Consider the following 26,974-nt stretch of genomic DNA (forward strand, 5'->3'; position numbering starts at 1 on the left):
AGTTTTAGTTAAATATTTGTGATTCAGAACCTTAAATATACTAATCCTATCTCTTTTTTTATAGCTTTTTTTTGCTTTTTCTTATATCGAACTCACGTTAATCTATTAAAAACAACAGTACAACTGCTAATGAAATTTGAAAACAAAAGGGGGTGGTCGGCTTGTGATCGGCATGTGGTCGGCTTATGATCGGCTTATTTACCCTGTTTTTTAGCCGACCACCTACCTATCAATATGAAATCATACACCTAACATTTCCTTTGAATGCTAACACTACTTAACACCCTATACACCACAATCGCGAAGATTAAAACACAAGAGACCACCACATACAAACGACGCGATATGATTCATTCTGATGTTCACTATTGCTTTGGATTGAATACTGTTAAAGATTCGCTTACTTGAATCAACATATTTTATTTACTTTTGACAAGAACTTTACAACACTATGGAACGAAAAATAAAATTAATCTGGGACTTCAGAGGACCTGGAGCTTCAAAAACAGCAGAACACCATGTCATTCACTTAAAAGAGTACATCGCAATCGAAAAACTTCCTATTGCGATAATTGACATGGAAAATATAAACGAATCATACAGCTTGGCTTATATTGTCGTAAATGATGAGCAAATGCTCCAACTAAGAGATGTCCTAAAACCACATCGTGGAGAGTTGTACGAAGGAGATATAACTCATAATTAAATCTAAAACCAAATGCTAAACAACTTTTTCTCCAAGATCTATTACTATCTTTTTAACATAACTGGGAGAGCTAATAGAACCGAATATTTTATTTATTCGATAATCTATGCATTGACGACTATTGTCATTTATCGCTTGATAGACAATATCGACCTTTACAACCGCAGCATTTTAAACTGGCCATATGCTTTAGTATTGCATATCCTAATCACTACCCCTACAATGGCTGCAACCACGCGTAGACTAAAAGACGCTAATTTGTCTTTACATTGGTTTTTACTCTATTTGATACCTGTTGTTAAGTACTTTTTAATTATTTATCTCTGTATCAAAAAGACATCAGTTAATAATAAGACTATAGCAACAGACCGTGAGCGCATTCTTTATAAGGACTAAACGACAGCTTTACACTTATCAAAAGGTTTATCAATGCGAATTAAGTTTAGTACTACACTGTTATGAGTACAACAAATAAGTTCAATAATACACAACGTACTATTTCCTAATCATAGAATGATGACTACAAATCAATAAAAAAGCGAGTTTCTATAAATTAGAAACTCGCTTTTTATATTTTAATTTATCAGTTAACAAATCTAATTTGCCTCTTTACTCATAAATTGAATTCTCATCAATCGTAGTTCATCGGTATCATAATCACCTTCAAATTCCGCCATTGCAACTTTAATATTGTCTGTCTCAGATTCCATAAAGTAATCGTAGATTTCCTCTTGACTATCTTCATCAAGTACTTCCTCTAACCAGTAATCAATATTCAATTTAGTACCAGAGTAAACAATCTGCTCCATTTCTTTCAATAGACCATCCATGTCTAATCCTTTTGCTTTGGCAATATCATCAAGCGAAAGTTTTCTATCAACACTCTGAATAATGTATAATTTAAGAGCAGAGTTAGCACCTGTAGACTTCACCACTAAATCGTCTGGTCGAATAATGTCGTTTTCCTCTACATATTTCTTTATTACTTCGACAAATTCTTTACCGTATTTCTTGGCCTTACCATCACTAACTCCAATGATATTTGCCATTTCCTCAAGAGTAATAGGGTACTTCAGCCCCATTTCTTCTAATGAAGGATCTTGAAACACCACAAAAGGTGGTACACTTGATTTCTTGGCAACTTTCTTACGTAAATCTTTCAAAATACCAATCAGTACCTCGTCTACCACAGAGGCAGATTTTGAAACACCTAAATCTTGTTCGCTATCTGAGATTGAATATACGTGATCTTCAGTCATCAAGAAAGAGTAAGGTTTCTCCAAATACTCAAGTCCTGCCTCAGTAGATTTCAAAACACCATAAGTCTCAATATCTTTTTTCAATAGTCCTGCAACAAGCATTTGACGAATCAAAGCCATCCAGTACTTATCGTCGTGTTCTTTTCCACAACCAAAATAAACTTGACTATCCGTTTTATTCACTTTAATTAAAGCATTAAGCTTTCCAAGCAAAGTATTCACCACTTCTTTAGTCTTGTAAATCTGTTTGGTATCGCGAACGACTTCAATTACCTTCTTGACACTATCTTGAGCCTCGATTTTACTCTTAGGATTTCGGACGTTGTCATCCATATCAGCACCTTCGCCATTTACTTCATCAAATTCTTCTCCAAAATAGTGAAGTAAGAATTTTCTTCTCGACATAGAAGTTTCAGCATATCCAACTACTTCTTGTAATAGTGCAAAGCCAATTTCTTGTTCCGCAATTGGCTTTCCTGCCATAAACTTCTCAAGTTTCTCTATATCTTTATAAGAGTAATAAGCAAGGCAATATCCCTCACCGCCATCACGACCAGCCCTACCAGTTTCCTGATAATAACTCTCAAGCGATTTCGGTATATCGTGGTGGATTACATATCTCACATCTGGCTTATCGATTCCCATACCAAAAGCAATTGTTGCAACAACAACATCTACTTCTTCCATCAAGAACATGTCTTGGTGTTTTGCACGAGTTTTAGCATCTAATCCAGCATGATAAGGAACAGCACTAATACCGTTTACTTGCAAAACATTCGCAATTTCTTCTACTTTCTTACGACTCAAACAGTATATTACACCTGATTTACCTTCTCTCTGTTTAATAAAGCGAATGATGTCAGATTCAACATTTTTAGTTTTGGGTCTAATTTCATAAAACAAGTTAGGTCTATTAAAAGAAGCCTTAAACACGTTTGCATTTGGAATCTCCAAATTCTTAAGAATATCCTCTTGAACCTTTGGAGTTGCAGTTGCAGTTAACCCTATAATAGGAATATCTCCTAATTGCTTTATGATATTTCGAAGATTTCTATATTCTGGACGGAAGTCATGCCCCCATTCAGATATACAGTGAGCTTCATCTATTGCGACAAAAGAAAGCTTTTCTCCTTGTAAAAAAGTGACATATTCTTCTTTTGTTAAAGATTCAGGAGCAACGTATAACAATTTAGTCACACCATTTTTAATATCTTGCTTAACTTGATTCACCTCTGTTTTAGTAAGAGATGAATTCAATACATGCGCAATACCGTGCTCTGTTGACAAACTGCGTATTGCATCTACTTGATTCTTCATCAATGCAATAAGCGGTGAAACAACAATAGCAGTACCTTCCAGAACTAAAGCTGGTAATTGATAGCATAGAGATTTACCTCCCCCAGTAGGCATAATTACAAAAGTATTATGTCCCGAAATAATACTTTTAACTACATCCTCTTGTAGACCTTTAAACTGTGAAAAGCCGAAAAATCTCTTTAACTCCTTGTACAAGTCAAATTCAGTTGATTTCATTATTTTTGTATGGTATTTTACATAAATTTGCAGTACCTAAAGGTACAAAATTTCTTTAGTTCAATCCTAAACATTTAACATTCACTAATTTTGAATACAACATCAACTATACTGAATACTGCTAAAAACACTTTGTTATCTGAAAGTGAAAGCATTAAGAAACTTGTTAATTATTTATCTGATGATTTTGCACATGCTGTTGAGGCTATCTTCAACTGCAAAGGGCGAATCGTAGTGACAGGAATAGGCAAAAGTGCACTAATTGGCGCAAAAATAGTAGCAACATTCAACTCAACAGGTACTCCAGCCATTTATATGCACGCTGCAGAAGCTGTACATGGTGACTTGGGAATCGTACAACCTGAAGATTGTGTCATTTGTATTTCAAATAGTGGAAATAGTCCAGAAATAAAAGTATTAACTCCATTGTTAACAAGACAAGGCAATAAATTAATCGCCATAACAGCTAACGAAAACTCTTTCTTGGCGAAAGGCTCTGATTTTGTATTACTGTCAAAAGTAGACAGAGAAGCGGATCCAAATAATTTAGCCCCTATGAATAGTACAACAGCTCAATTAGTATTAGGAGATGCCCTTGCTGCTTGTTTAATAGAGTTAAAACAATTCACTTCAAATGACTTCGCAATGTATCACCCAGGAGGAGCTTTAGGTAAAAAACTGTTATTATTGGTAAAGAACATCTTGAAAAGTCAAAACAAACCGGCAGTTTCACCTACATCTTCTATTAAAGATGTGATTGTCGAAATATCAGAAAAACGCCTCGGTGTGACAGCTGTAGTGGAAAATAATAAAATAATTGGTATCATTACAGACGGAGATTTGCGTCGTATGCTACAAAAAAGCGATTCTTTAGCTAACTTTGTAGCCGCTGATATCATGACTCAACATCCAAAAACAATAGATGTTAACCAACATGTATCAAAAGCATTGTCCATATTAGAGGATAATTCTATCACTCAATTATTGGTAACAGACAATGAAGAATACGCTGGTGTAATACATTTACATGATATCCTTAAAGAAGGAATAGTTTAAAATTATGACAAAAAAAGTAAAGAACGAAAAAAAGGAAATGTCTTTCCTTGATCATTTAGAAGAATTACGTTGGTTATTGGTACGCTCATCTATATTTATTTTAGGTGGAGGTGCTGTAGCATTCTTCTTTAGGGACTTCATCTTTAACACAGTAATCTTTGGCCCCAAAGATCCCAATTTCATTACATATAAAATGTTTTGCAAAGTAGCCCAATACTTTAATTTTGAAGATGGCTTTTGCAATCAAGAATTACCTTTCGAAATACAGAACCGTACAATGGATGGTCAATTCTCTGTAATTATATGGACGTGTATCAGTGCAGGTTTCATAATTGCTGTGCCTTTTATTTTATGGGAAGTTTGGAAATTCATCAGCCCTGCTTTATACAAAAATGAAAAAAAATATGCGAAGCTATTTATTGTAGTATCCTCTTTGCTCTTCTTCTTGGGAGTATTATTTGGCTATTATATGATAACTCCATTATCGATTAATTTCTTAGCAAATATCCAGGTCAGCGAGATTGTCAAAAATCAAATTGATATAAACTCGTATATCAGTCTTGTTAAAACAACATCTATTGCCTGTGGATTAGTTTTTGAATTACCTATTATCATTTACTTTCTGTCTGTTATGAATTTAGTTACCCCTGAATTTTTAAGAGATTACAGAAAGTATGCGATTGTACTAATTTTGATTGTTGCGGCAGTCATCACACCTCCGGATGTGGTTAGTCAAATCATCGTATCAATACCTTTATTAATTCTCTATGAAGTTAGTATATATATTTCTAAATTCGTACAAGGATCAAATAAGAGAAAAGAGTTAGCCAATACCAATATTACTAAATCAGAGTAAGAATGAAATTAAGAGCAGACAATATCATCAAAATATATAAAAAGAGAAAAGTAGTAAAAGGAGTTTCTGTTGAAGTAAATCAAGGAGAAATCGTTGGTCTACTGGGACCTAACGGAGCTGGAAAGACCACTTCTTTTTACATGATTGTGGGACTTGTAAAACCCAATGCGGGTCATATATATCTTGACAATACAGATATAACTGATTTCCCAATGTATAAACGAGCTCAACATGGTATTGGATATTTAGCACAAGAAGCTTCAGTATTTAGAAAATTAAGTATTGAAGACAACATACTGAGTGTGCTGCAATTGACTAAACTTTCTAAACAGGAACAGATAGCAAAGATGGAATCTTTAATCGAAGAATTTAGCTTAGAACATATCCGTACCAACAGAGGAGATTTACTTTCAGGAGGAGAGCGACGTCGTACCGAAATTGCAAGAGCATTAGCTACCGACCCAAAATTCATATTATTAGATGAACCATTTGCAGGAGTTGACCCTGTAGCAGTAGAAGATATACAGAGAATCGTAGCAAAGCTAAAAAACAAGAATATTGGAATCTTGATCACTGATCACAACGTGCAAGAAACCTTAGCAATCACGGACAAAACATACTTAATGTTTGAAGGAGGAATCCTAAAAGCTGGAATTCCTGAAGAACTTGCTGCGGACGAAATGGTCAGAAAAGTATACTTAGGACAAAACTTTGAATTGCGTAAGAAAAAATTAACTTTTTAATCAAACAATCCTTAATACTAAATTATTAAGGATTGTTTGATTATATACATTTCCTTTTCTATAACAGTTCTATTTCTAAGAAAAAACACAAAGAAGTATCACTAATCAGACTTATTTAAAAATGTAATGACTCGTCAAAACACAACAATTGCGAAACCTAAATTACATTTTTATTTTTTTGACTATCTTTAAATTTTATATTTGCACAAAAAAAAAGAAAATGAAAAGTAGAATTTCCTTAAATATAACTGTTGTAATTGCAGTTTTTACACTTCTATTGACCTCTTGTGCATCAAGAGAGAAAATAGTGTACTACCAAGATGCTGACAGTGTATTAATGAACAATTTACAGGATACAAAATTTCAAACAAGACTACAACCTGATGATTTGTTAATGATTATCGTTTCAGCAGAAGATGTTGAAGCAGCAGCTCCATTCAACTTAATCAACAGTATGACCTCAAACCCTCTTAATCCAGCAGGTACAGGTCAAATGCAACAACAACTCTACTTAATTGACAACAACGGGTATGTTCAATTCCCAGTGTTAGGAAATATAAAATTAGGAGGAATGACGCGTAAAGACGCTCTTAACTACCTATCAAAAGAAATCGGACAATACATCAACAATCCTATTATTAACTTGCGTATAATGAACTTTAAAGTAACTGTTCAAGGAGAAGTTAATAAACCAGGAGTCCACTCAATAAACAGTGAAAGATTAACCTTATCAGAAGCAATTGCTTTGTCAGGTGATATGACTGTTTATGGAAAAAGAGAAAACGTTTTAATTATCAGAGAAATTGACGGTCATAGAGTCCCTATCCGCGTGGATATGACAAAATCAGACTTTATGAATTCACCTTTCTACTATTTGAACCAGAATGACATCGTCTATGTAGAACCAAATAAAACAAGAGTAAATTCTTCAGTAGTGGGACCGAACTTAAGTTTAGGTCTATCAGCACTTTCACTTCTTGTTACTATTATTGCGTTATCAACTAAATAATTACTATGGAAAACAAATTTGACAACAACGACAACAGCAACATTAATATAAGAGAAGAATTAGAAAAATATTTAATTCACTGGCGCTGGTTTGTTGTTAGTGTAATTATTACTATTATTTTGGCTTTTGTATATTTAAGATATACAGAAAAGACATACAAAATAAATACTACGATAATCGTAAAAGATGAAAAAAGGGGTGGTGGTATCGCTTCTGAGATGGCAGCTTTTTCTGATTTAGGATTATTATCGGGTGGTAAGAGTAACGTTGAGAATGAAATGCAAGTATTACAGTCGAGAAGCTTAGCTGAACGCACTGTACGCAGACTACAACTTAACATTGCATATATAAATGAAGGCAGAGTCGTAAAGAGCAATTTATACAATGACACACCTATTTCATTCAACTTTGTAAAGCGCGTATTTGACTTTGATACTATACGCTATACTTTTTATGTAAAAAATATCGATGAGAACCAATTTACTTTATTAAATGAAGATAAAGAAGAGATTGGAACTTATAAGTATACAGAGAATATTGAAACTGTTTTAGGAACATTAGTCGTTACTAAAAATCAAGAAAAACCCCTGCCTACGCTTAAAAAACTAAAAGAGGAAAAAGAAGAAGAGCCAATTAGAGATGTTACTGTAGAGATATTTCCAGTACAAAAGGTGGTAGATGATTATGTAAAAAACCTTCAAATCGCTCCTACTGATAAGTTTTCAAGTGTTTTAGACTTATCTTTACTTGATGCAACACCTACTAAAGCAATTGACTATCTAAATACATTAGTTACCCTATACAACGATGCGGCAATTGCAGACAAGCGATTTATATCAGAAAAGACATCTGAATTTATTGAAAGTCGATTAAATTTAATCACTGAAGAATTAGGTGATGTAGAGAAAAGTGTTGAGGGATATAAATCCAGACACAATATTACAGATATACCAACAGAATTAGGTCTGTACTTACAGAATACTAATGTATATGAAAAGCAAATCATTGAAAATGAAACCGAATTAAAAGTGGTTACTTCAATGATTGAATTTTTGAAAAAAAGTGAGCCTAATGAACTTATCCCTGGAAATATTATTTCTTCAGATGCAAGTTCGAATAGCTTGATTAATCAATATAATACAATAGTATTAGATAGAAATAGAATTAGCGCAAGCTCAACTTCAAAAAACCCTGCTGTAATCAAATTAGACAACCAAATTTCAGCAATGAAAGCTTCAGTTATGGAAAGCTTAATTACGCTACAGAGTTCTCTAAAAATTACACAAAAGGAATTAGCCAGTAAAGAATCAGAAATTAAAAATAGACTTTCTCAAGTTCCAAGACAGGAAAGAGAGTTTAGAATTATTGATAGACAGCAAAAAGTAAAAGAGGCAATCTACCTTTACTTATTCCAAAAAAGAGAGGAAACAGCAATTGCGTTAGCTGCAACAGATTTAAATGCTAAAGTGATCGACTTAGCAAAAAGTTCGGATAAGCCTGTATCACCTAAAAAAGCAATTATATTATTGGCTGCTTTAATCTTAGGAGGACTTATTCCTTTTGCAATTATTTACTTGCGCAGTTTATTAGACACAAAAGTGAAAACGCGTCTTGACATTGAGGAGGGAACTAATTTACCTTTCTTAGGAGATATTCCACACTCAGATAATAACGCGCAAATTGTCGATGTTTCAAGTAGAACAAGTACTGCAGAAGCTTTGCGTATCATTCGTACCAACTTAGAATTTATGCTAAGTCATACGGAAGAAGGAAAAGCAAAAATGATCTTCTTAACTTCTACTTTCCCTAAAGAGGGAAAAACTTTTACATCTGTAAATATAGCAGCGACAATTGCTTTATCAGGTAAGAGAACATTGTTAATAGGACTTGATTTGCGTAATCCTCGCTTAGATGATTACATTATGCTACCTACTCAAGGTGTATCAGATTATTTATTAAGAAAAGAAGAAAATATAGATCAATTCATTGTAAAAGTAGATGGTTATGACAACTTCTACGCTTTACCAGCAGGTACAATACCTCCTAACCCAGCAGAATTGCTTATGGGAGAAAGAATTGGTCAATTATTTGAAGAATTGAAAAACCAATATGATTATATCATTGTAGATACAGCTCCTATTAGCTTAGTAACAGATACATTATTGGTAGCCAAATATGCAGATACATTTATTTATGTTGCGAGAGCTAACTATTTAGATAAACGCATGTTAAAACTTCCAAATGACTTACATAAAGAAGGAAAACTTTCGAATATGTCTGTCATTTTAAATGACACTGTTACAACAAAAGGTTATGGAGGATATGGATATGGTTACGGATATGGTTACGGATATGGTCAAGAAATGGAAACTGAAGAACGTCCATGGTGGAAAAAACTATTGAATAGATAAAATATATAAAAAAGGTCGCTCAACTATGAGTGACCTTTTTTCATTAATTGACAAAATATTATATCAAAATATACCGATTTCGAAATATAGAAAGACGAGAATATCAAATTGATAAATCGCTATAACTAAGGGGCATTTTACTAACAATTGTATTAGTGATTTAGTATATTTGCCTTAAAGTTTTGAAAAACGAACAGACTCAAGTCTTTGATAATATTGTTTTCATTTAAAATAAAAAAGAATGACACAAAAATCTAAAATCCTTTACACGTTAACAGACGAAGCTCCAATGTTAGCTACGTTTTCATTTTTGCCAATTGTTCAAGCTTTTGCTAAAACAGCAAATATAGATGTAGAAACACGTGATATCTCTTTAGCAGGTCGTATCCTTGCAAACTTCCCAGAATTCTTAAAAGAGGACCAAAAAATTGGCGATGCTCTAACAGAACTTGGTGAATTAGCAAAAACACCAGAAGCAAACATTATTAAATTACCTAATATCTCTGCTTCATTACCACAATTAAATGCTGCTATAAAAGAATTACAAGCACATGGGTATGCTATTCCTAACTATCCAGCTGAACCAAAAAATGACGAAGAAAAAGCTATTAAAGCAAAATATGCAAAAGTATTAGGTTCTGCAGTAAACCCTGTATTGCGTGAAGGTAACTCTGACCGTAGAGCTCCAAAAGCAGTAAAAAACTATGCAAAGAAACACCCACACTCAATGGGAGCATGGACTGCAAGTTCTAAAACAAATGTTGCTTCTATGTCAGAAGGAGATTTTTATGGAACAGAAAAGTCTGTAACTGTTGCTGAAAATGGCAAATTCAAAATTGAATTCATTGCGAAAGACGGTAGCACTAAATTGCTAAAAGATTTTGCACCTTTATTAGCAGGTGAAGTTATTGACTCATCAGTAATGACTTTAAATAAATTAAAAGCATTTGTTTCTGAATGTAAAGAAGAAGCTAAAGCAAAAGGCATTCTATTTTCTACACACTTGAAAGCAACGATGATGAAAGTGTCTGATCCAATTATCTTTGGAGCTGTAGTAGAAGGTTACTTTGCGGATGTATATGCAAAGTATGCAGACGTTTTTGCTGAATTGGGAATCATACCTAACAATGGATTAGGAGATTTATACGCTAAAATTGCAGGACATGCTAAAGAAGGCGAAATAAAAGCAGCTATTGATACAGCTATAGCTAATGGACCAGCAATAGCAATGGTAAACTCTGACAAGGGGATTACTAACTTACACGTACCATCAGATGTTATTGTTGATGCTTCTATGCCTGCTATGATTCGTACTTCAGGTCAAATGTGGAACAAAGAAGGAAAACAACAAGATACATTAGCTATTATTCCAGATCGTTGTTATGCAGGTGTATATCAAACTGTAATCGAAGACTGTAAAGCGAATGGTGCTTATAACCCTACAACAATGGGATCTGTACCTAACGTTGGTTTAATGGCTCAAAAAGCAGAGGAATACGGTTCTCATGACAAAACATTCCAAGCAGATGCTGCCGGAATCATTAGAGTATCTGATGAAAAAGGTAATATCTTCTTCGAACAAAATGTAGAGAATGGAGATATATTCAGAATGTGTCAAACTAAAGATGCTCCTATTCAAGATTGGGTAAAACTTGCTGTAAACCGTTCTCGCTTATCTGATACACCAGCTATCTTTTGGTTAGACGAAAACAGAGCTCACGATAGAGAAATTATTAAGAAAGTAAATACTTATTTAAAAGATCACGATACGACTGGTTTAGATATTAGAATCTTAAATCCAGTAGAGGCTACGAAAGTTTCTGTTGAGCGAATTCGTCAAGGTTTAGATACTATTTCTGTAACAGGTAACGTATTACGTGACTACTTAACTGACTTATTTCCTATCTTAGAAGTAGGTACATCAGCTAAGATGTTATCTATTGTACCATTGATGAATGGTGGGGGATTATTCGAGACAGGTGCAGGAGGTTCTGCTCCAAAACACATTGAGCAGTTCATTGAAGAAGGTTATTTACGTTGGGATTCATTAGGAGAGTTCTTAGCTTTAGGTGCTTCATTTGAGCATTTGAGCCAAACTCAAGATAATGCTAAAGCTTTAGTTTTAGCTGAAACTTTAGATGAAGCTACAGCTAAATTTTTAGACAACGACAAATCACCTGCTCGTAAAGTTGGTTCAATAGATAACCGCGGTTCTCACTTCTACTTAGCAATGTACTGGGCAGAAGCATTAGCAAACCAAAGCAAAGATGCTGACTTAAAAGCTAAATTTGCTCCAATTGCAAAAGAGATGCTTGCTAATGAAGCAAAAATTAATGAAGAGTTGATTAGTGCTCAAGGAAAAGCTCAAGCTATCCAAGGTTACTATCAACCAAATCAAGAAGCCACTTCAAACGCTATGCGTCCAAGTGCTACTTTGAATAAAATTATCTCATCTATAGCATAAATTATAGATTAAGTATAAAATTAAAAGGTCGTCAATATATTGACGACCTTTTCTTATTTCTATTTCATACGATTCTATCAATCTAATAAAGCGAATAGAGACAATACAAGCACATCTACAAATGCTAATCGCAATAGCTCTATCCTTTATTGATCTAACAAGATTTGATACTTTCTTCCTATTGGAACTTCATCATTGTTTGTCATAGTCATTTTGCCAATAGAGCGCTCTTTTATATTCAATTTATTGACAATGAAAGAACGGTGAACTTGAACAAAATTAGATCCAGATAGGTCATTCTTTATCCCTACTAAAGAGCCATACACAAAATAGCTCTTGCGTCGGCTATTGGTAAATATCTTGATATAGTTTCCTGCACTTTCTACATAAATAATATCGTCTAAATTAATTTTATAATCCATCCCATCCTCTTTGATGGTAATAAAAGAAGGTACTTCCTTCAATTGAAGCTTATCTTTACAAAATACTTTTGCTTTTTCTACTGCTTTTAAAAACTTAGTAAAAGAAATCGGTTTCAATAAATAATCTACTGCATCATTCTGATAAGATTCTAATGCATAATCAGAATAAGCAGTTGTAACAATAGTTGTTGGTTTTACAGATAACATTTCCAAAAATTCTAATCCAGAAACCAAAGGCATATTAATGTCTAAAAAAAGAATATCCACATCTTTTTCTTGCATAAATAACAACGCATCCTTACCATTATATGCATGCCCTACACATTCTAAGTCGGCACATTGATTAATATGACTTAAAAGTACTTGATGAGCAGGTTTCTCATCATCAATAATTAAACATTTATAGGTAACTCCCATAACTCTAATTTTGTTTTATAATAATTCTTCGATTTAGTCCTTGTAAATTTATATTTCAACTTAGACACTTCTAATCGACGCTCTAAATTCTTTATCCCCACTCCTGTCCCTGTCTGTATCAACTCATCCGCTAAACAACTATTCTCAATTTCAAAAAACAAATGATTATTCTTTTCAGTTCCTCTTAACTTTATAAAGGGTTCTTCCGTTTGCAGAGCAAACTTAATAGCATTTTCTACTAAACTAAAGTACAAAAGAGGAGGTACTTTATACTTTGATATATCTCCTTCATAAGCAATATCCACTATAAGATTATTACTTCTAAACTTATAGTAGTTAAAATACTCTTTCAAAAAATCAATCTCTTGTTCTAAACTGATAAATTCTTTCTTTGTCGCTTCTAACTGATAGCGAAGTAAATGAGAAAGTTGCAAAATGCGTTCAGGCGTTTCACTTGGATTAGTCAAAGCTTCTCCATAGAGATTATTCATAGCATTCAACAGAAAATGAGGATTGAGTTGCATCTTTAAGAAATCTAATTCTGCTACAGTAGAGACAAGGCGTTTTTCTCTAACCGTAATATCATTAAATATCCATAAGTGAATAAAATATGCACCCGTACCTAAAAAGGCAAAAAACAGAATATTGACAATTTCTATCAACCAGGAGTCAAAATCTCCTGTTAACATATTCATATATGCTATTCCTATTACAACTGTTGCCCAATAAAAAGACGCTAAAGGAAAGAACTTATCATATTGTTTGGTCATGACATAACGCTTAATCAATATAATATTACTTCCCATGATAGCTCCATAAATAATAAAAAAGGTAGGTAGAAGTTCTTTCCATATTTCAGGAAGCGTTCGATCTCCACGATCTACAGAAGCGGCAAAAGTAAAAATGGATAATAGTATAAGAACTACCATCACATTTCTCAACCAAAAGTTTGAATATATCTTCCAAAGTGACTTCATACAAACAAATGTAGATAATCAATACTCTACAAACTTATAATTTATTATTATTTATTTGAAAACCATTAAAATAATACTCTTTTAGGTATATATATTTAATTAATATTTACGTTACTACCTTTACTACATTTACATTGAAATTAAAAACACTACAAATGAGAAAACACAAAAAGTTTACCAATTTATTAATTGGCATAATACTTCATTTTGGAGTATTGTCAACTTTTTCTATCGATACCCATGCGATGTCAAGTTTCTATTCTCAAAAGCTATTGACTTTTCAAGGACAAATTATGGATAAAACATCTCCTTTAATTGGAGCTACTGTCTATATAGAAGGAACTAAATATGCAACTTCCACAGATGAGTTGGGTAAATTCCAATTTCAACTTCCTGCAGGAGAGTATACTGTCACTATTTCCTATTTAGGCTATGAAAATCAATCTAGAAAATTAGAACTAACAGATGATTACACATTAAACATTCAATTAGTAAAGGACAGCAAGCAATTAGATGAGCTGATTATTGTAAAAAATGACAAGAAAGCTGATATCAGAACTCCTGAAATGAGCGTGAATAAACTCTCTATTCAAGACATAAAGAAAATGCCTGTTGTTCTTGGTGAAACAGATATTCTAAAATCAATTCTTCAATTACCTGGTGTAACTAATGCAGGAGAAGGAGCAGCTGGTTTTAACGTTAGAGGAGGTTCTGCTGGACAAAACTTAGTCCTTCTGGATGATGCACCTATCTATAGTTCCTCACACTTGTTTGGTTTCTTCTCTGTTTTCAATTCAGATGCTGTTAAGAATATCAAACTTTACAAGGGAGGAATTCCAGCTCGTTTTGGAGGGAGATCTTCTTCAGTATTAGAAGTATTCCAAAAAACGGGAAACAATACCGCATTTAACGCTATGGGAGGTATTGGCTTAATTTCAAGTAGAATTATGGCGGAAGGCCCTATACAAAAAGATAAATCCTCTTTCTTAGTAGCAGGTAGGGCTTCATATGCTCATTTGTTCTTAAAAATGTCAGACAACAAAAACTCTGCTTACTTTTATGATTTAAATACAAAACTAAACTTTGATTTGTCGCCTAAGAACAAATTGTTTTTCTCTGGGTATTTTGGTAGAGATATTTTTAGCTTCACTGATTTGCTAAAGAATAACTTTGGAAATACAGCAGCTTCACTTCAATGGAACCACCTTTTCAATGATAATTTGGTAAGTAATACTTCTTTAATTTACAGTGATTACTACTATGGTTTAGATATGGATTTGGTAGGTTTCAAATGGGATTCTGGTATTAAAACATATCAATTCAAGCTAGACTTTACGCATGACGTAAAACCAAATTGGCAACTAAAATACGGTGCTGTCTCTACTTATTATAATTTTGCACCTGGTACAATAAAACCTACTAAAGCAGATTCACCAATTAACTACAAGAAGATTGACAATAAATATGCCTTAGAAACAAATGCATACATCGAATCAGAACAACATATTGGACAACATTTTAGTTTTAACTATGGACTTCGATTATCTAATTTTAACCGTGTAGGTAAAGAAACAATTAATTTGTATGAAAACGATCAGGCTGTTATTTATAACGCTGATTTAGGTATATATGATATGGCGGATCCAATAGGAACTAAATCGTATAGCAAAGGGAAATCTATTGATAACTTTACTAATATTGAACCGCGATTTGGTATTTCTTATGCCATAAATGACGATCAATCTATTAAAGCCAGTTACAATAGAATGACACAATATATACAGTTAATTTCAAACACATCTGCTCCAACTCCATTAGATATTTGGACGCCAAGTAGTTCATATATAAAACCACAATTAGTAGATCAAGTTGCGCTTGGGTATTTTCAAAACTTAAATGAAGGAAAATATAGTATCGAGTCAGAAGTATTCTTTAAAAAAGGTAAAAATAGTATTGATTATATAGACGGCGCAGAGTTAATTGGAAATGAAGCTATAGAACGAGTTATACTAAATGGAGAATCAAGAGCATATGGTTTAGAGTTAATGCTTAAAAAGAATACAGGAGCACTCACTGGTTGGATTGCCTACACTCTTTCCAAATCAGAACAAAGAACACCTGGTAGAAATGCTAATGAACCTGGTATAAACAATGGCGAATGGTATAAAACTCCTTATGACAAATTACATGATTTATCTGTTACAGCAATGTATGAGCTAAATCCCAAGTGGAGTTTTAGTGCAAGTTTCACACTACAATCTGGTAGACCTATAACCTATCCTGAAGGTCAATATGAATATGACGGTGTGAGAGTCCCTAACTTTGGCAAAAGAAATGCACATAATCTTCCTGCTTACCACCACTTAGATGTGTCTGCTACTTATATACCAAATCCAAACTCTACAAAAAGATGGAAAGGAGAATGGGTCTTCGGAATCTACAACTTGTATGGTAGATCTAATGCAGCATCTATAACCTTCAGAGAAAATGAAGATGTGAGAGGACAGAATGAAGCAGTACGCATGTCAATATTTGGATTAGTACCAAGTGTTACTTATAATTTTAAATTTTAAAAACATGAAAAAAGCACATCTATTATATTCCATAATCATTAGTTACTTTCTTTTAACTTCATGTGAAAAGGTAATTGATTTGGATCTCCCTACTGCTCCAGCAAGATTAGTTGTAGAGGGAAATATTGATTTTACCCCTGAAAACATCAATGATACATTAAAAGTTAAATTATCTCTAACTACAGACTATTACAACTCCAATATCCCAGTTGTAAATAATGCAATCGTTTGGGTCGAAAAAGAGAATGGTACAACTTATACCTTCCGTGAAATGAATAATACAGGAGTATATATATCAACTGAAGTTCCAAAAGAAATCAACAAAAAATACAAACTTCACATAGAGTACGACAATGATGTATATGAAGCAAATGAGATACTTTTAAGTACACCTGTCATTACTGAATTAAAACAAACAAGAGAAAAACTAATCAACGAAGATTTATATGTGTTAAGGTATTACTTCCAAGATACGCCAAAGGAAGATGGCACTCTTAATTACTATTACAGCAAAATAAAGCGCAACAACGACCGACCTTACTTAAGTGTAATTTCAAATGAACATTCGAAAGGAAATCAAATCGAAAAGCTATACATTGACAAGGATACAAAAGTTGATGATGAAATAAATATTAGTTCTTATCAAATATCAAGAAACTATTACAATTATCTAAAACAACTTACATCAAACACTAATTCTGCAGGTGGCCCTTTTCAAGTACCACCAGGTCAAGTAAAAGGCAATGTAAAGAACCTAACCTCTCCAGACAAACAAGCTTTTGGATACTTTAGGATAACAGAGAAACAAACTTATAAACACAAGGTTTTTGAACAACCAAAACCGTAAACTAAAAAAAGAGTTCAATGCGATTTTACTAAATCTAATTGAACTCTTTTTTTATTTATCGCTGTAATAACTCTTTTGCGTGAACTAATGCCGACTCCGATATATCCTTACCTGATAGCATTTGAGCCACTTCCGTTATTCGACTTTCATACGTCAATTCTTCTATTTGTGACGTTGTTGTTTCTCCCTTCGCAGTCTTAAATACTTTAAAGTGGGTATCTCCTTTGGCTGCAATTTGCGGTAAATGGGTTATCGCAAAAACTTGCATTTCCTTGCTCATCTCACGCATAATTTCACCCATCTTATCAGCAACCTCTCCTGAAACTCCAGTATCAATCTCATCAAAAATAATTGTTGGTAGATTAGAATACTTGGCCAAAGTCGATTTTATAGCTAACATGATACGAGACATTTCACCTCCAGATGCAACCTTCTTTAAAAGTCCAAAATCCATTCCCTTATTAGCAGAAAATAACAACTGCATCTGATCTTTTCCATTTGACATAAAATGGGCAGTATATTCAAACTCAAACTTAAAATTTGAATTTGGCATTCCAACTTGCTTTAAAATATCTATTAATTGTTTTTGTAACACTGGAACTGCCTTCTTTCTGGCTTCTGATAACTGCTTAGCTAATCGCTCTAACACATTTTCTAAGCTCTCTATCTCTTTTGTAACTTCTACTATTTTATCCTCTAAATCAGTGGCAAGAAAAACTTTCCCACTTAACTCATTCTCAATTGTAATCAATTCTTCAACTGTAGCAACTTGATGTTTCTTTTGTAAAGAATACAACAACTGTAATTTCTCATTGGTAATCGCGAGCTGTTCAGGATCCGATAAAACGCTATCTACCATGTTCTCAATTTCACCGACGATATCTTCTACCTCAATATCAACGCTACTAATGCGATTAGACAGTTCCTCATACTCTTTAGAAATAGAAGCTAACTTCGACAGTATATTACGGGCTTCTCTTAATCCAGCAACCAAACCTACTTGCTCATCAGTAAATACAGTCAATGCATTGCTAAAGTTCTCACGCACAAACTCAACGTTATTAAGTTTGTCAAACTCTGCTTCTAATTGCTCTTGATTCAAATCTGATAGATGAGCTTCCTCTAATTCTTGTAACAGAAAAGCATTATAATCTTGTTCTTTTAAAAGTTCTGCTTGTGTCTGCAAAAACTCCTTTAACTTACTTTGCAGTTTCTTATATTGCTTTAAATGAGCTTGATATTCTTCTAAAACACTATTATTATCAGCAACAGCGTCTATAATGTGCAATTGATAATTTTCATCTGACAATTCACCTGTTTGATGCTGTGAGTGTATATCAATAAGATAACTACTTAATTCTTGTAAATCAGCAAGGTTAACTGGACTATCATTGACAAAGGCGCGAGACTTCCCAGAAGGGAGTATCTCCCTGCGAATAATAGTTACCTCTTCATATTCAATATCCAAAGTAGCGAAAACCTCTTTTAATTTATACTCTTTAATATTAAAATGTCCTTCAACTACACATTTCTCCTCCTTGTTCTTTAATGACCCTAAATCTGCTCGTTTACCTTGCAACAATCCCAGAGCACCAAGTAAAATAGACTTACCTGCCCCCGTCTCTCCAGTTATAATAGAAAAACCATTGTAGAATTCTCGCTCTAAAGATTCGATTAGAGCAAAGTTTTTAATAGTCAATAAAGTCAACATATACCTTTAGTTTTAAACTATAAATTATTCCATTTTGCCGAGTTCAGCGGAGCTAATTTATTCAATAATTCGATAACTAACTTTTTATTTTTATCTGTAACACCCGAATAAATATTACTTAACTCTTCCGTTTTTGCATCAAAAAAGATACGCATTAAAAAAGAGCCTGGTCTATTCTTGTGCAACACTTCCAAATCTTGAAGTGATTTAAAAATTCCATCTCGACCATTTTCTAAATTAGAAGACATAACATCCAATCCCTTTAAATGGTAATTGTAAAGCGCTTTTCTATATGGCATACCCGTTCCAGCAATTACATCATTCACAAGATAATATCGAGTATTCGTCCCATCTCCTTGCTTCCAACCTTTTGCCCCAGATTGCTGTGCAATTGAAACAATAGAAGACGCATTCTGATAGAACTCACTTCCTCCCTCTAACTGAAAACTATCTGCATCTAAACCGAGTATCATATTAGCGTAAAAAGCAATTAAACTGGTTAAATTAGAGTCAAAAGAGTTGGGATTATAAAACAAATTTTCAAATTCTATATAAGAAAATGAAATATCTTTATCATTAAAGTTTAAGATAGGACTAGAATAAGAAGAATTATAAATTGGTCTAGTAGCTTGCACTTGCATACTACCTCCTATCAAGTTATTATTATACGAAGTTACAGTAAGGATAAATACACAATCTACCTTTTCTACCGCATTATACTTCTTCGATCCCCAACTTGTATTATTTATAAACTCTTGTAAGGACTTCTCTAAGTTTTTAAAATAAGCTTGATTACTATTTCCTACTTGGCTATGATTAATATTTACAGTTGCATGTAACTCTTGTGAGTAAGAGTTTATCATCAAAAAAAAACAACTAATCAGCCAAATAAGTTTATTCATAATGCTCTACAATTTTTTGCACAATATCTTTTGCAACATCTTCTTTTGATTTTAACTCCATGGGTTGAATATTAAAATCCTTATCTATAAAGGTAACTTTATTTGTTGGTTTACCAAAACCTGCACCTTTATCATTTAAAGAATTCAAAACAATTAAGTCCAGATTCTTCTTTGTTATCTTCTGTTTCGCATGTTCTATCTCATTCTCTGTTTCAAGGGCAAAACCAATGAGAAACTGTTCTTTTTTAATTGCTCCTAAGGACGCAAGTATATCTGGGTTTTTGTCCATTTCGATAACAAATTCCTCAGTATTCTTTTTAATCTTTTGATTGGCAATATGCCTTGGGCGATAATCTGCTACAGCAGCAGCAGCAATAACAGCATCTACTTGCTCAAAATAATCATGACAAACAGTATACATTTCCATGGCAGACATTATCGAGATCACTTTAACCCTTTTATCTTTCACCTTCTGGTTGGTAGGCCCCGAAACCAAAATTACCTCCGCACCTAATCTTGCCAATTCATTAGCAATATCATATCCCATTTTACCAGATGAGTGATTCCCAATAAAGCGAACAGGATCAATAGGTTCGTAAGTTGGTCCCGCTGTTACTAAAACGGTCTTACCGATCAAAGACAAAGATTTTGACAATTCCTCACAAACAAACGCTACGATATTCTCTGGTTCAGCCATACGACCTTTTCCGATTAATCCGCTTGCTAATTCACCTTCCTCTGCAGGAATAATAATATTCCCAAAAGAAGCTAATCGATCTAAGTTCATCTCCGTTGAAGGATGTGCATACATATCCAAATCCATTGCAGGAGCAATATAAACAGGACATTTTGCCGAAAGGTATACTGCCATAAGCAGATTATCACAAATACCGTTAGCCATTTTACCTAATGTATTTGCCGTTGCAGGAGCAATAATCATCAAATCAGCCCAAAGAGCTAAATCAACGTGATTATTCCATGTTCCTCCTTGATCACCAGCATGAAAGAAGTTTGTAAAAGCTGGTTTCTTCGATAAAGTAGATAAGGTATAAGGAGTAACAAATTGATGAGAAGCAGGTGTCATAAGTACTTGTACTTCTGCACCTGCCTTTATAAGTAAACGTACTAAGCCAGCCGTTTTATAAGCGGCAATTCCACCAGTGATACCCAGTATTACTTTTTTTCCGCTTAATACTGACATGTTCTTAGTATATAATTATTTTACAGCTTCTTTAAAAGTCACTTTATTATCTAACCATTCTTCAACAGCTAAAGCATGAGCTTTTGGAAGTTTCTCATAGAATTTTGATACTTCGATTTGTTCTTTATTTTCAAAAACTTCATCTAAGCTATCGTTATAAGTAGCGAACTCTTCTAATTTTTCAATCAATTCACCTTTAATCTCCGTATTGATTTGGCTAGCTCTCTTAGCAATGATTGTAATAGCTTTATAAACGTTACCTACTGGTTCTTCAATTTTATTCTTGTTATAAGTAACTGTGTTTACAGGAGCATTTGTTTTCTTTAAATCCATCTCGCTTAAATTATTTTGAAAATTTTTCTAATTCTTTATTAATATCAGTAATCATACTATCCACTTTCGATCTGTACTTTGTCTCAGCATTAAAGCGAATTAAACCGTCATACATTAATTGTGCATTCTTTAAACGCTCTTCCATTTTCCAAACGACACTATTCATTGCCAATTTATATGCAGAATCAAACTTGTAGTACAATGCATCTTCTTTCAGCTCTGTTCCAGGAAAATCGTATATAAAATTATCCAAAGCTATAATAGCTGCTGTATAATTACGCGTGAATGCTCCAATAGTATTCAACTGTTTTGCATTTTCAAAGGCCTTTCTTTCCAGCTTCTTATTCATCTCTGACATAATGCTATTGGCTTCAAACACAAAATCAGATGTTGGATACTGATCTATAAATCGTTGCAGTTTATCAATAGTCTCATTGGTAATATGTTGATCTAAAGAATAAACTGGTGACAATTTCACACCACATTTAATTTCTTTTAATAGCGCTTCTTCTCTTTTTTCACTACGAGGATAACTTGCTGCAAAAATCCTAAATCTAGAACCTGCTAACTCATAATCCTTAGTAACAAACGTTGCTTCAGCAAAATTATAATACATTTCTTCAGCATCAGGACGAGCTCTATAAGCTGTTTCTAATTGCTCATACAAACGTATTGCACGTCGGTATTTCTTTTGTTCATAATATTGGTTTGCTACCTCTTTTTTATACTCTAGATCCTCTGACTTCAATGCTTTTTGCATAGGACTACACCCCACCAGAGAAAGCATTAAAAAAGATAAACCGATATATCTTTTCATAAATAATTATAGTTTTTTAAAACAAAAGTTTTGCTGCATACTTATTAGAAAGCAATTGCAAATTTAGTTATTAATTGCATTATACAAAAACCTTTTTACACTAAAAAGAAAAGATGCCACTTTTTTGACACCTTTTCTTAAGATACTTATTCTTAATAGACTAAATTACACTGTTGTGTTATTAGTTCCTTGCTGGTTAAACCCTTTAATATCATTGTCAAATAAGTATAAACCACCTTTATCGTCACCAATAAGATTTATCTTATCCAAAATTGTACGAGCCGTCGCTTCTTCTTCAATTTGTTCTGAAACATACCACTGTAAGAAATTATGTGTTGCATAATCTCTTTCTTCTAAAGCGATATGTACTAAGTCATTTATACTTTTAGACACAAAAACCTCGTGTTCAAACAATTGTTTAAAAAGAGTTTTAAAAGAAGAATGATCTAATACCGGTTTAGCTATATCCGGAATAACCGCTTCACCACCTCTTTGATTAATATACTTAATTAACTTCAACATATGCTGACGCTCTTCATCTGATTGAGCAAACATAAAAGTTGCAATTCCTTCAAATCCTTGTATTTCTGCCCACGATGCCATGGCCAAGTAAATCTGAGAAGAATCTCCTTCTAATTTAACCTGGTTGTTTAACGCTGCTTGTAATTTATCTGATAACATATTTCTTATTTTAATATTCTTTTGCTTTCATTCTCTATTCTCTCTGCTAAAGAACGATCGACATTTACTAAAGGTAAACGCAAATGAGTCTCAGATATTTTAGCAAATTTTAAAATTTCCTTAATACCCGCAGGATTTCCTTGTTCGAAAATCATATCAATGATAGGCATCATATCAAATTGCAAAGCAAATGCCTCATCTACTTTACGCGCTAATCCCAAGCGTATCATTTCACTGAACTGTTGAGGAATTCCTTGACCAATAACAGAAATCACACCTGCTCCTCCTGCTAATACAAGTGGTAAAGCAATAGTATCATCCCCAGAAATAACTAAAAAGTCCTTGCGCTCTACTTGACGTAAAATCTCCATTCCTTGAACTATACTTCCTGCTGCCTCTTTAATACCTATTATGTTTTTAAAGTCATTCGCTAACCTCGCCACTGTTCCCGGCATCATATTACTTCCTGTGCGTCCTGGAACATTGTAAAGTATAATAGGTAGAGGACTATGTTCAGCTATCATTTTGAAATGTTGATATATTCCCTCTTGTGTTGGCTTATTGTAATATGGCGATACTGATAATATAGCATCAAATCCTTCTAAATTATCATGAGACAACTCTTGCACTACGGCTTGAGTATTGTTTCCTCCTACTCCTAAAACTAATGGCAATCGCTTCTTATTAGCCTCCACTACTACGCGTTTGACTAACTGTTTTTCTTCTGTAGTTAAAGTTACAGATTCTCCTGTAGTTCCCAAAACTACAAGATACTCAACTCCTCCTTTGATTACATACTCTACCAAATTTTGCAGAGCTGCTACATCTACAGAAAGGTCACTTCTAAATGGTGTAATTAAAGCTACACCTGTCCCTTTTAATGATTGCATAATGATTCTTGACTATTAGTTCTTAAAAATATTTATATACTCAAATAATAATTTTACATATAACTCCGCATCTAATCCATTCATCTCTATATTAAAATGATTGACAAAAGACGTTACTGATGCCAAACCAACTTTGAACTTCGCTTTAGATTGACTCGTACCCCATAACAAAGGTATTGTATCACTCTTGTAAAAGCTAATCAATAGATCAAATGGTTTTTCAACAAATACCTTCAACGATTCATTTGATGTTTTCAAACTTGACTCAAAATCTCTCAACTTAAAAACATACGCATCCTCCTCTTTTACCTTCGAATTACTTCCATCGTAATACAAAACTAAAATATCTTCCCTCTTAAAACCTCTATCTACTAAAATATTTATCATACTCTCTACAGTAGACTGTTCCTTCTTCTCAGACAAAATTCCTATTGTCTTTACTTGATAATTAAATTCTAAAGGAACTGAAGGTAATTTTGTCCCTTCCACCGCCTTGCGTAAAGCTTTCTTTTTTACTGCATTAAACAACATACCATTGTGATTTTTGTAAATTTAAAAAAATTCGTAAACCATGTTGCGTATTTAACATCGATTTATTGAATCATACTTAAAAATTCCTCTTCATTCAAAATGGTAATTCCTAACTTATTTGCTTTCTCTAATTTAGATGGTCCCATTTTATCTCCTGCTACAACATAATCAGTCTTAGAAGAAATCGAACTTCCATTCTTTCCTCCGTGATCTTCTATAGCTTGTTTTATCTCATCTCTGGACATTTTAGTAAAAACACCAGAAACCACAATTGTCTTTCCTTTTAATATATCAGACACTACAGTTGATTCTTTCTCCTCTATTACAAATTGTAGACCATAAGACTTTAATCGCTCTATAATTTCTTTATTTTTCTCATTGCTAAAGAAATCTATTACGCTCTGTGCAATTCTTTCTCCAATCTCATCCACCATTATCATCTCCATCAAAGGTGCTTGAGATAAAGCATCTATATTCTTATAATGTGCTGCTAACTTCTTAGCTACGGTTTCTCCAACAAATCTAATTCCCAAAGCATACAATACTCTCTCAAAAGGAACTTGCTTAGATAGTTCTATCCCTTTTATTAGATTATCTGCGGACTTCTCTCCCATGCGTTCCAATCCCAAAAGCTGTTCTTTCTTAAGTTCATATAAATCCGCATAGTTCTCCACTAATTCATTTTTATACAACAATACAACTGTTTCTTCTCCAAGTCCATCAATATCCATCGCTTTACGGGAAATAAAGTGTTGAATTCTACCAGCGATTTGAGGAGGACAACCATATACATTAGGACAGTAATGTTGTGCCTCTCCTTCATTTCTAACCAATTTAGTTTGACATTCCGGACATTCTTTTATATAAACGGTACGCTGAGAGTCAGCTGGTCTTGCTTCTAAATTCACCCCTACAATCTTTGGTATAATCTCTCCTCCTTTTTCTACATATACAGAATCACCTTCTCGGATATCTAATTTAGCAATTTGATCTGCATTGTGCAAAGAGGCTCTCTTAACGATCGTACCCGCTAATTGCACTGGCTCCAGATTTGCAACGGGTGTTATTGCCCCTGTTCTACCTACTTGATAAGAAATAGTATTCAATATTGTCTCTGCTTGCTCTGCTTTAAACTTATAAGCAATAGCCCATCGTGGAAACTTAGAAGTATATCCTAATTCTTCCTGGTAATGAAGTGAGTTTATCTTAATTACCACACCATCTGTCTCATAAGGCAACTCATGTCTGTGTTCATCCCAATAGGCAATGAACTCCAAAACCTCATCTATATTCTTTGCTAATTTAGACACTATTGGAACCTTAAACCCCCATTCACGAGCCTTCTCTAAGCCTTCATACTGGGTTGCAAAACCTAAATCACTTCCTACAACATAGTAAAGCAAGCAATCCAAAGGTCGTTTGGCAACTTCTGCACTGTCTTGTAATTTCAAACTTCCAGAAGCGGTATTTCTGGGATTTGAATAAGGAGTTTCTCCAATTTCAATCAACTCCTGATTCATTTTCTCAAAACCTGCAAATGGCAAAACTATTTCTCCGCGTATATCAAAACTCTTTGGATAATCACCTTTCAATTTTATTGGAACAGAACGAATAGTGCGAATATTATTTGTCACATCATCTCCTTGTACACCATCTCCTCGAGTAACTGCCTTTATTAACTCGCCATCTTCATAAGTAATACTTATAGATGCTCCATCGTACTTTAACTCGCAGGTAAACTCTACAGGAACATCGCCCAAGTTCTTTTGAATGCGTTGTTCCCAATCCAGTAAATCTTCTTTAGAATAAGAATTTTCCAAAGAATACATACGATAACGGTGAACTACTGTATCAAAATTCTTAGTTATAGCCCCGCCAACACGCTGTGTTGGTGAATTACTATCAAAATATTCTGGATGAGCAAGCTCCAATTTTTCTAATTCCTTTAACTTTTGATCAAACTCAAAATCAGAAATGGTAGGCGTATCTAATACATAATAATTATAATTATGTAAATTCAATTCCTCTCTTAACGCAATAATCTGTTCTTGTACATTCATTCTAAGCAAAATTACAACTTCAACAAATCTTTAAACTGCTGATACAGCACTCCATCACTCAGGATAGCTCCTTGTTGGATAATATCAAAAACCTCCTTATTTCTGTCACTTCCAAAGTCTTTACCTCCGTGCTTTATCTCTACATCGTTTGTAAAAACAGCATCACTTAACCATTGTAATCCTTCTTGAGTCATAAAGTCGATATCTGTTAATAACGCTTTTATAACAATTGTATGTATGTGCTTCTCATCAAAACCAAAAAGAAATATATGATTTTTTGAATAGTGCTCTAAAAAACGAGCATTACTCAACACTCCTTCCCATACTAAATCCGAAAAAACATCTAACTCTTGTTCTGCGACTTCTGGTTTCTCTTCCTTCAATTTATCCCACTCATGCTTATCTATCTGCTGAGAAGCAAGAAAATTAGTGAATTCCGGGTGCATTTCTTCAAATTGCTCTTTTGTAAGACGTGTATATTTCATGATTACTTAATTTCAACTGTCAAAAATACTAATTCTAATGAACATAAAAACCAAAAGCAAATACAACAATACAATATAATATCTTAAATA

Annotated in this window: 23 protein-coding genes; 10 read left to right on the forward strand and 13 right to left on the reverse strand. The window is 33.5% G+C overall.

Features of this window, described 5'->3' with window-relative positions; translation table 11 throughout:
* Positions 1–451: 451 nt before the first annotated feature.
* Both GOQ24_RS07605 and GOQ24_RS07610 read left to right on the forward strand, forming a co-directional pair.
* Positions 452–706 (forward strand): hypothetical protein, encoded by a 255-nt coding sequence (locus GOQ24_RS07605; protein ID WP_155092383.1) that lies wholly within the window; start codon positions 452–454, stop codon positions 704–706.
* 12 nt (positions 707–718) lie between these two features.
* The gene (locus GOQ24_RS07610) at positions 719–1,102 is read left to right on the forward strand and encodes a DUF805 domain-containing protein (protein WP_155092384.1); all 384 of its coding nucleotides are present in this window, start codon (positions 719–721) and stop codon (positions 1,100–1,102) included.
* 200 nt (positions 1,103–1,302) lie between these two features.
* Here GOQ24_RS07610 and recQ read toward each other — a convergent pair whose 3' ends face one another.
* Positions 1,303–3,498, reverse strand: coding sequence for a DNA helicase RecQ (recQ, locus tag GOQ24_RS07615; protein WP_160339411.1), 2,196 nt, complete (start codon positions 3,496–3,498; stop codon positions 1,303–1,305).
* A gap of 90 nt (positions 3,499–3,588) precedes the next feature.
* Here recQ and GOQ24_RS07620 point away from each other — a divergent pair, with 90 nt between their 5' ends.
* The 6 genes from GOQ24_RS07620 (at position 3,589) to GOQ24_RS07645 (ending at position 12,037) form a co-directional block, all read left to right on the forward strand.
* Positions 3,589–4,554 carry an SIS domain-containing protein gene (locus tag GOQ24_RS07620; protein WP_155092386.1) on the forward strand — a complete coding sequence of 322 codons (966 nt, stop codon included), beginning with the start codon at positions 3,589–3,591 and terminating at the stop codon, positions 4,552–4,554.
* Positions 4,555–4,591: 37 nt separating this feature from the next.
* Positions 4,592–5,410, forward strand: a complete 819-nt coding sequence (tatC, locus tag GOQ24_RS07625) for a twin-arginine translocase subunit TatC (protein ID WP_155092418.1) — start codon at positions 4,592–4,594, stop codon at positions 5,408–5,410.
* 2 nt (positions 5,411–5,412) lie between these two features.
* A complete protein-coding gene (gene lptB / locus GOQ24_RS07630; RefSeq protein WP_155092387.1) occupies positions 5,413–6,153 on the forward strand; it encodes an LPS export ABC transporter ATP-binding protein in 741 nt (246 codons plus the stop codon).
* Between the two features lie 220 nt (positions 6,154–6,373).
* A complete protein-coding gene (locus tag GOQ24_RS07635) occupies positions 6,374–7,162 on the forward strand; it encodes a polysaccharide biosynthesis/export family protein (RefSeq protein WP_155092388.1) in 789 nt (262 codons plus the stop codon).
* Between the two features lie 5 nt (positions 7,163–7,167).
* Positions 7,168–9,573 (forward strand): GumC family protein, encoded by a 2,406-nt coding sequence (locus GOQ24_RS07640; RefSeq protein ID WP_160339412.1) that lies wholly within the window; start codon positions 7,168–7,170, stop codon positions 9,571–9,573.
* Between the two features lie 241 nt (positions 9,574–9,814).
* A complete protein-coding gene (locus tag GOQ24_RS07645; RefSeq protein WP_155092390.1) occupies positions 9,815–12,037 on the forward strand; it encodes an NADP-dependent isocitrate dehydrogenase in 2,223 nt (740 codons plus the stop codon).
* 146 nt (positions 12,038–12,183) lie between these two features.
* Here the strand turns inward: GOQ24_RS07645 and GOQ24_RS07650 are convergent, their stop codons facing one another.
* A complete protein-coding gene (locus GOQ24_RS07650) occupies positions 12,184–12,876 on the reverse strand; it encodes a LytR/AlgR family response regulator transcription factor (protein ID WP_160339413.1) in 693 nt (230 codons plus the stop codon).
* The gene (locus GOQ24_RS07655) at positions 12,852–13,853 is read right to left on the reverse strand and encodes a sensor histidine kinase (RefSeq protein ID WP_160339414.1); all 1,002 of its coding nucleotides are present in this window, start codon (positions 13,851–13,853) and stop codon (positions 12,852–12,854) included. The genes GOQ24_RS07650 and GOQ24_RS07655 overlap by 25 nt, the downstream gene beginning before the upstream one ends.
* 245 nt (positions 13,854–14,098) lie before the next feature.
* On the opposite strand from GOQ24_RS07655, the gene GOQ24_RS07660 reads away from it, so the two are divergent.
* Together GOQ24_RS07660 and GOQ24_RS07665 are read left to right on the forward strand one after the other, a co-directional pair.
* On the forward strand, positions 14,099–16,426 hold the full coding sequence (locus GOQ24_RS07660) for a TonB-dependent receptor (protein ID WP_410505193.1): 2,328 nt from the start codon (positions 14,099–14,101) through the stop codon (positions 16,424–16,426).
* Positions 16,427–16,430: 4 nt separating this feature from the next.
* Positions 16,431–17,273, forward strand: coding sequence for a DUF4249 domain-containing protein (locus tag GOQ24_RS07665; RefSeq protein WP_160339416.1), 843 nt, complete (start codon positions 16,431–16,433; stop codon positions 17,271–17,273).
* Between the two features lie 55 nt (positions 17,274–17,328).
* Here the strand turns inward: GOQ24_RS07665 and recN are convergent, their stop codons facing one another.
* From recN to GOQ24_RS07715, 10 genes are all read right to left on the reverse strand, one after another.
* Positions 17,329–18,984, reverse strand: a complete 1,656-nt coding sequence (recN, locus tag GOQ24_RS07670; protein ID WP_160339417.1) for a DNA repair protein RecN — start codon at positions 18,982–18,984, stop codon at positions 17,329–17,331.
* A 17-nt stretch (positions 18,985–19,001) separates the two neighbouring features.
* Entirely contained in the window at positions 19,002–19,886 is an 885-nt protein-coding gene (locus GOQ24_RS07675) for a DUF4835 family protein (RefSeq protein WP_155092396.1), read from the reverse strand.
* A complete protein-coding gene (gene coaBC, locus GOQ24_RS07680) occupies positions 19,879–21,087 on the reverse strand; it encodes a bifunctional phosphopantothenoylcysteine decarboxylase/phosphopantothenate--cysteine ligase CoaBC (RefSeq protein ID WP_155092397.1) in 1,209 nt (402 codons plus the stop codon). Before coaBC ends, GOQ24_RS07675 begins: the two co-directional genes overlap by 8 nt.
* 15 nt (positions 21,088–21,102) lie before the next feature.
* On the reverse strand, positions 21,103–21,420 hold the full coding sequence (locus GOQ24_RS07685) for a DNA-directed RNA polymerase subunit omega (protein WP_155092398.1): 318 nt from the start codon (positions 21,418–21,420) through the stop codon (positions 21,103–21,105).
* Positions 21,421–21,430: 10 nt separating this feature from the next.
* Entirely contained in the window at positions 21,431–22,237 is an 807-nt protein-coding gene (locus GOQ24_RS07690) for an outer membrane protein assembly factor BamD (RefSeq protein WP_155092399.1), read from the reverse strand.
* 165 nt (positions 22,238–22,402) lie between these two features.
* A complete protein-coding gene (locus GOQ24_RS07695; RefSeq protein WP_155092400.1) occupies positions 22,403–22,918 on the reverse strand; it encodes a ferritin in 516 nt (171 codons plus the stop codon).
* Positions 22,919–22,923: 5 nt separating this feature from the next.
* Positions 22,924–23,808 (reverse strand): 4-hydroxy-tetrahydrodipicolinate synthase, encoded by an 885-nt coding sequence (gene dapA / locus GOQ24_RS07700; RefSeq protein ID WP_155092401.1) that lies wholly within the window; start codon positions 23,806–23,808, stop codon positions 22,924–22,926.
* Positions 23,809–23,823: 15 nt separating this feature from the next.
* On the reverse strand, positions 23,824–24,339 hold the full coding sequence (locus GOQ24_RS07705) for a DUF6913 domain-containing protein (RefSeq protein WP_155092402.1): 516 nt from the start codon (positions 24,337–24,339) through the stop codon (positions 23,824–23,826).
* Between the two features lie 62 nt (positions 24,340–24,401).
* Positions 24,402–26,399: an NAD-dependent DNA ligase LigA gene (gene ligA, locus GOQ24_RS07710; RefSeq protein ID WP_155092403.1), complete on the reverse strand. Its 1,998-nt coding sequence runs from the start codon at positions 26,397–26,399 to the stop codon at positions 24,402–24,404.
* A gap of 11 nt (positions 26,400–26,410) precedes the next feature.
* Positions 26,411–26,884: a DUF6495 family protein gene (locus tag GOQ24_RS07715; RefSeq protein ID WP_155092404.1), complete on the reverse strand. Its 474-nt coding sequence runs from the start codon at positions 26,882–26,884 to the stop codon at positions 26,411–26,413.
* Positions 26,885–26,974 lie beyond the last annotated feature (90 nt).

This window comes from Myroides sp. LoEW2-1 (assembly GCF_009767705.1).
Taxonomy (GTDB): Bacteria; Bacteroidota; Bacteroidia; order Flavobacteriales; family Flavobacteriaceae; genus Flavobacterium; species Flavobacterium album_A.

Coding starts and splice junctions, on each gene's coding strand:
- GOQ24_RS07665 (WP_160339416.1), top strand. CDS start 16,431: ATGAAAAAAGCACATCTATTATATTCCATAATCATTAGTTACTTTCTT.
- GOQ24_RS07640 (WP_160339412.1), top strand. CDS start 7,168: ATGGAAAACAAATTTGACAACAACGACAACAGCAACATTAATATAAGA.
- GOQ24_RS07655 (WP_160339414.1), bottom strand. CDS start 13,853: ATGAAGTCACTTTGGAAGATATATTCAAACTTTTGGTTGAGAAATGTG.
- GOQ24_RS07690 (WP_155092399.1), bottom strand. CDS start 22,237: ATGAAAAGATATATCGGTTTATCTTTTTTAATGCTTTCTCTGGTGGGG.
- GOQ24_RS07715 (WP_155092404.1), bottom strand. CDS start 26,884: ATGAAATATACACGTCTTACAAAAGAGCAATTTGAAGAAATGCACCCG.
- recQ (WP_160339411.1), bottom strand. CDS start 3,498: ATGAAATCAACTGAATTTGACTTGTACAAGGAGTTAAAGAGATTTTTC.
- recN (WP_160339417.1), bottom strand. CDS start 18,984: ATGTTGACTTTATTGACTATTAAAAACTTTGCTCTAATCGAATCTTTA.
- GOQ24_RS07675 (WP_155092396.1), bottom strand. CDS start 19,886: ATGAATAAACTTATTTGGCTGATTAGTTGTTTTTTTTTGATGATAAAC.
- GOQ24_RS07705 (WP_155092402.1), bottom strand. CDS start 24,339: ATGTTGTTTAATGCAGTAAAAAAGAAAGCTTTACGCAAGGCGGTGGAA.
- GOQ24_RS07650 (WP_160339413.1), bottom strand. CDS start 12,876: ATGGGAGTTACCTATAAATGTTTAATTATTGATGATGAGAAACCTGCT.
- ligA (WP_155092403.1), bottom strand. CDS start 26,399: ATGAATGTACAAGAACAGATTATTGCGTTAAGAGAGGAATTGAATTTA.
- GOQ24_RS07660 (WP_410505193.1), top strand. CDS start 14,099: ATGTCAAGTTTCTATTCTCAAAAGCTATTGACTTTTCAAGGACAAATT.
- lptB (WP_155092387.1), top strand. CDS start 5,413: ATGAAATTAAGAGCAGACAATATCATCAAAATATATAAAAAGAGAAAA.
- GOQ24_RS07685 (WP_155092398.1), bottom strand. CDS start 21,420: ATGGATTTAAAGAAAACAAATGCTCCTGTAAACACAGTTACTTATAAC.
- GOQ24_RS07645 (WP_155092390.1), top strand. CDS start 9,815: ATGACACAAAAATCTAAAATCCTTTACACGTTAACAGACGAAGCTCCA.
- GOQ24_RS07635 (WP_155092388.1), top strand. CDS start 6,374: ATGAAAAGTAGAATTTCCTTAAATATAACTGTTGTAATTGCAGTTTTT.
- dapA (WP_155092401.1), bottom strand. CDS start 23,808: ATGCAATCATTAAAAGGGACAGGTGTAGCTTTAATTACACCATTTAGA.
- GOQ24_RS07605 (WP_155092383.1), top strand. CDS start 452: ATGGAACGAAAAATAAAATTAATCTGGGACTTCAGAGGACCTGGAGCT.
- tatC (WP_155092418.1), top strand. CDS start 4,592: ATGTCTTTCCTTGATCATTTAGAAGAATTACGTTGGTTATTGGTACGC.
- GOQ24_RS07695 (WP_155092400.1), bottom strand. CDS start 22,918: ATGTTATCAGATAAATTACAAGCAGCGTTAAACAACCAGGTTAAATTA.
- GOQ24_RS07610 (WP_155092384.1), top strand. CDS start 719: ATGCTAAACAACTTTTTCTCCAAGATCTATTACTATCTTTTTAACATA.
- coaBC (WP_155092397.1), bottom strand. CDS start 21,087: ATGTCAGTATTAAGCGGAAAAAAAGTAATACTGGGTATCACTGGTGGA.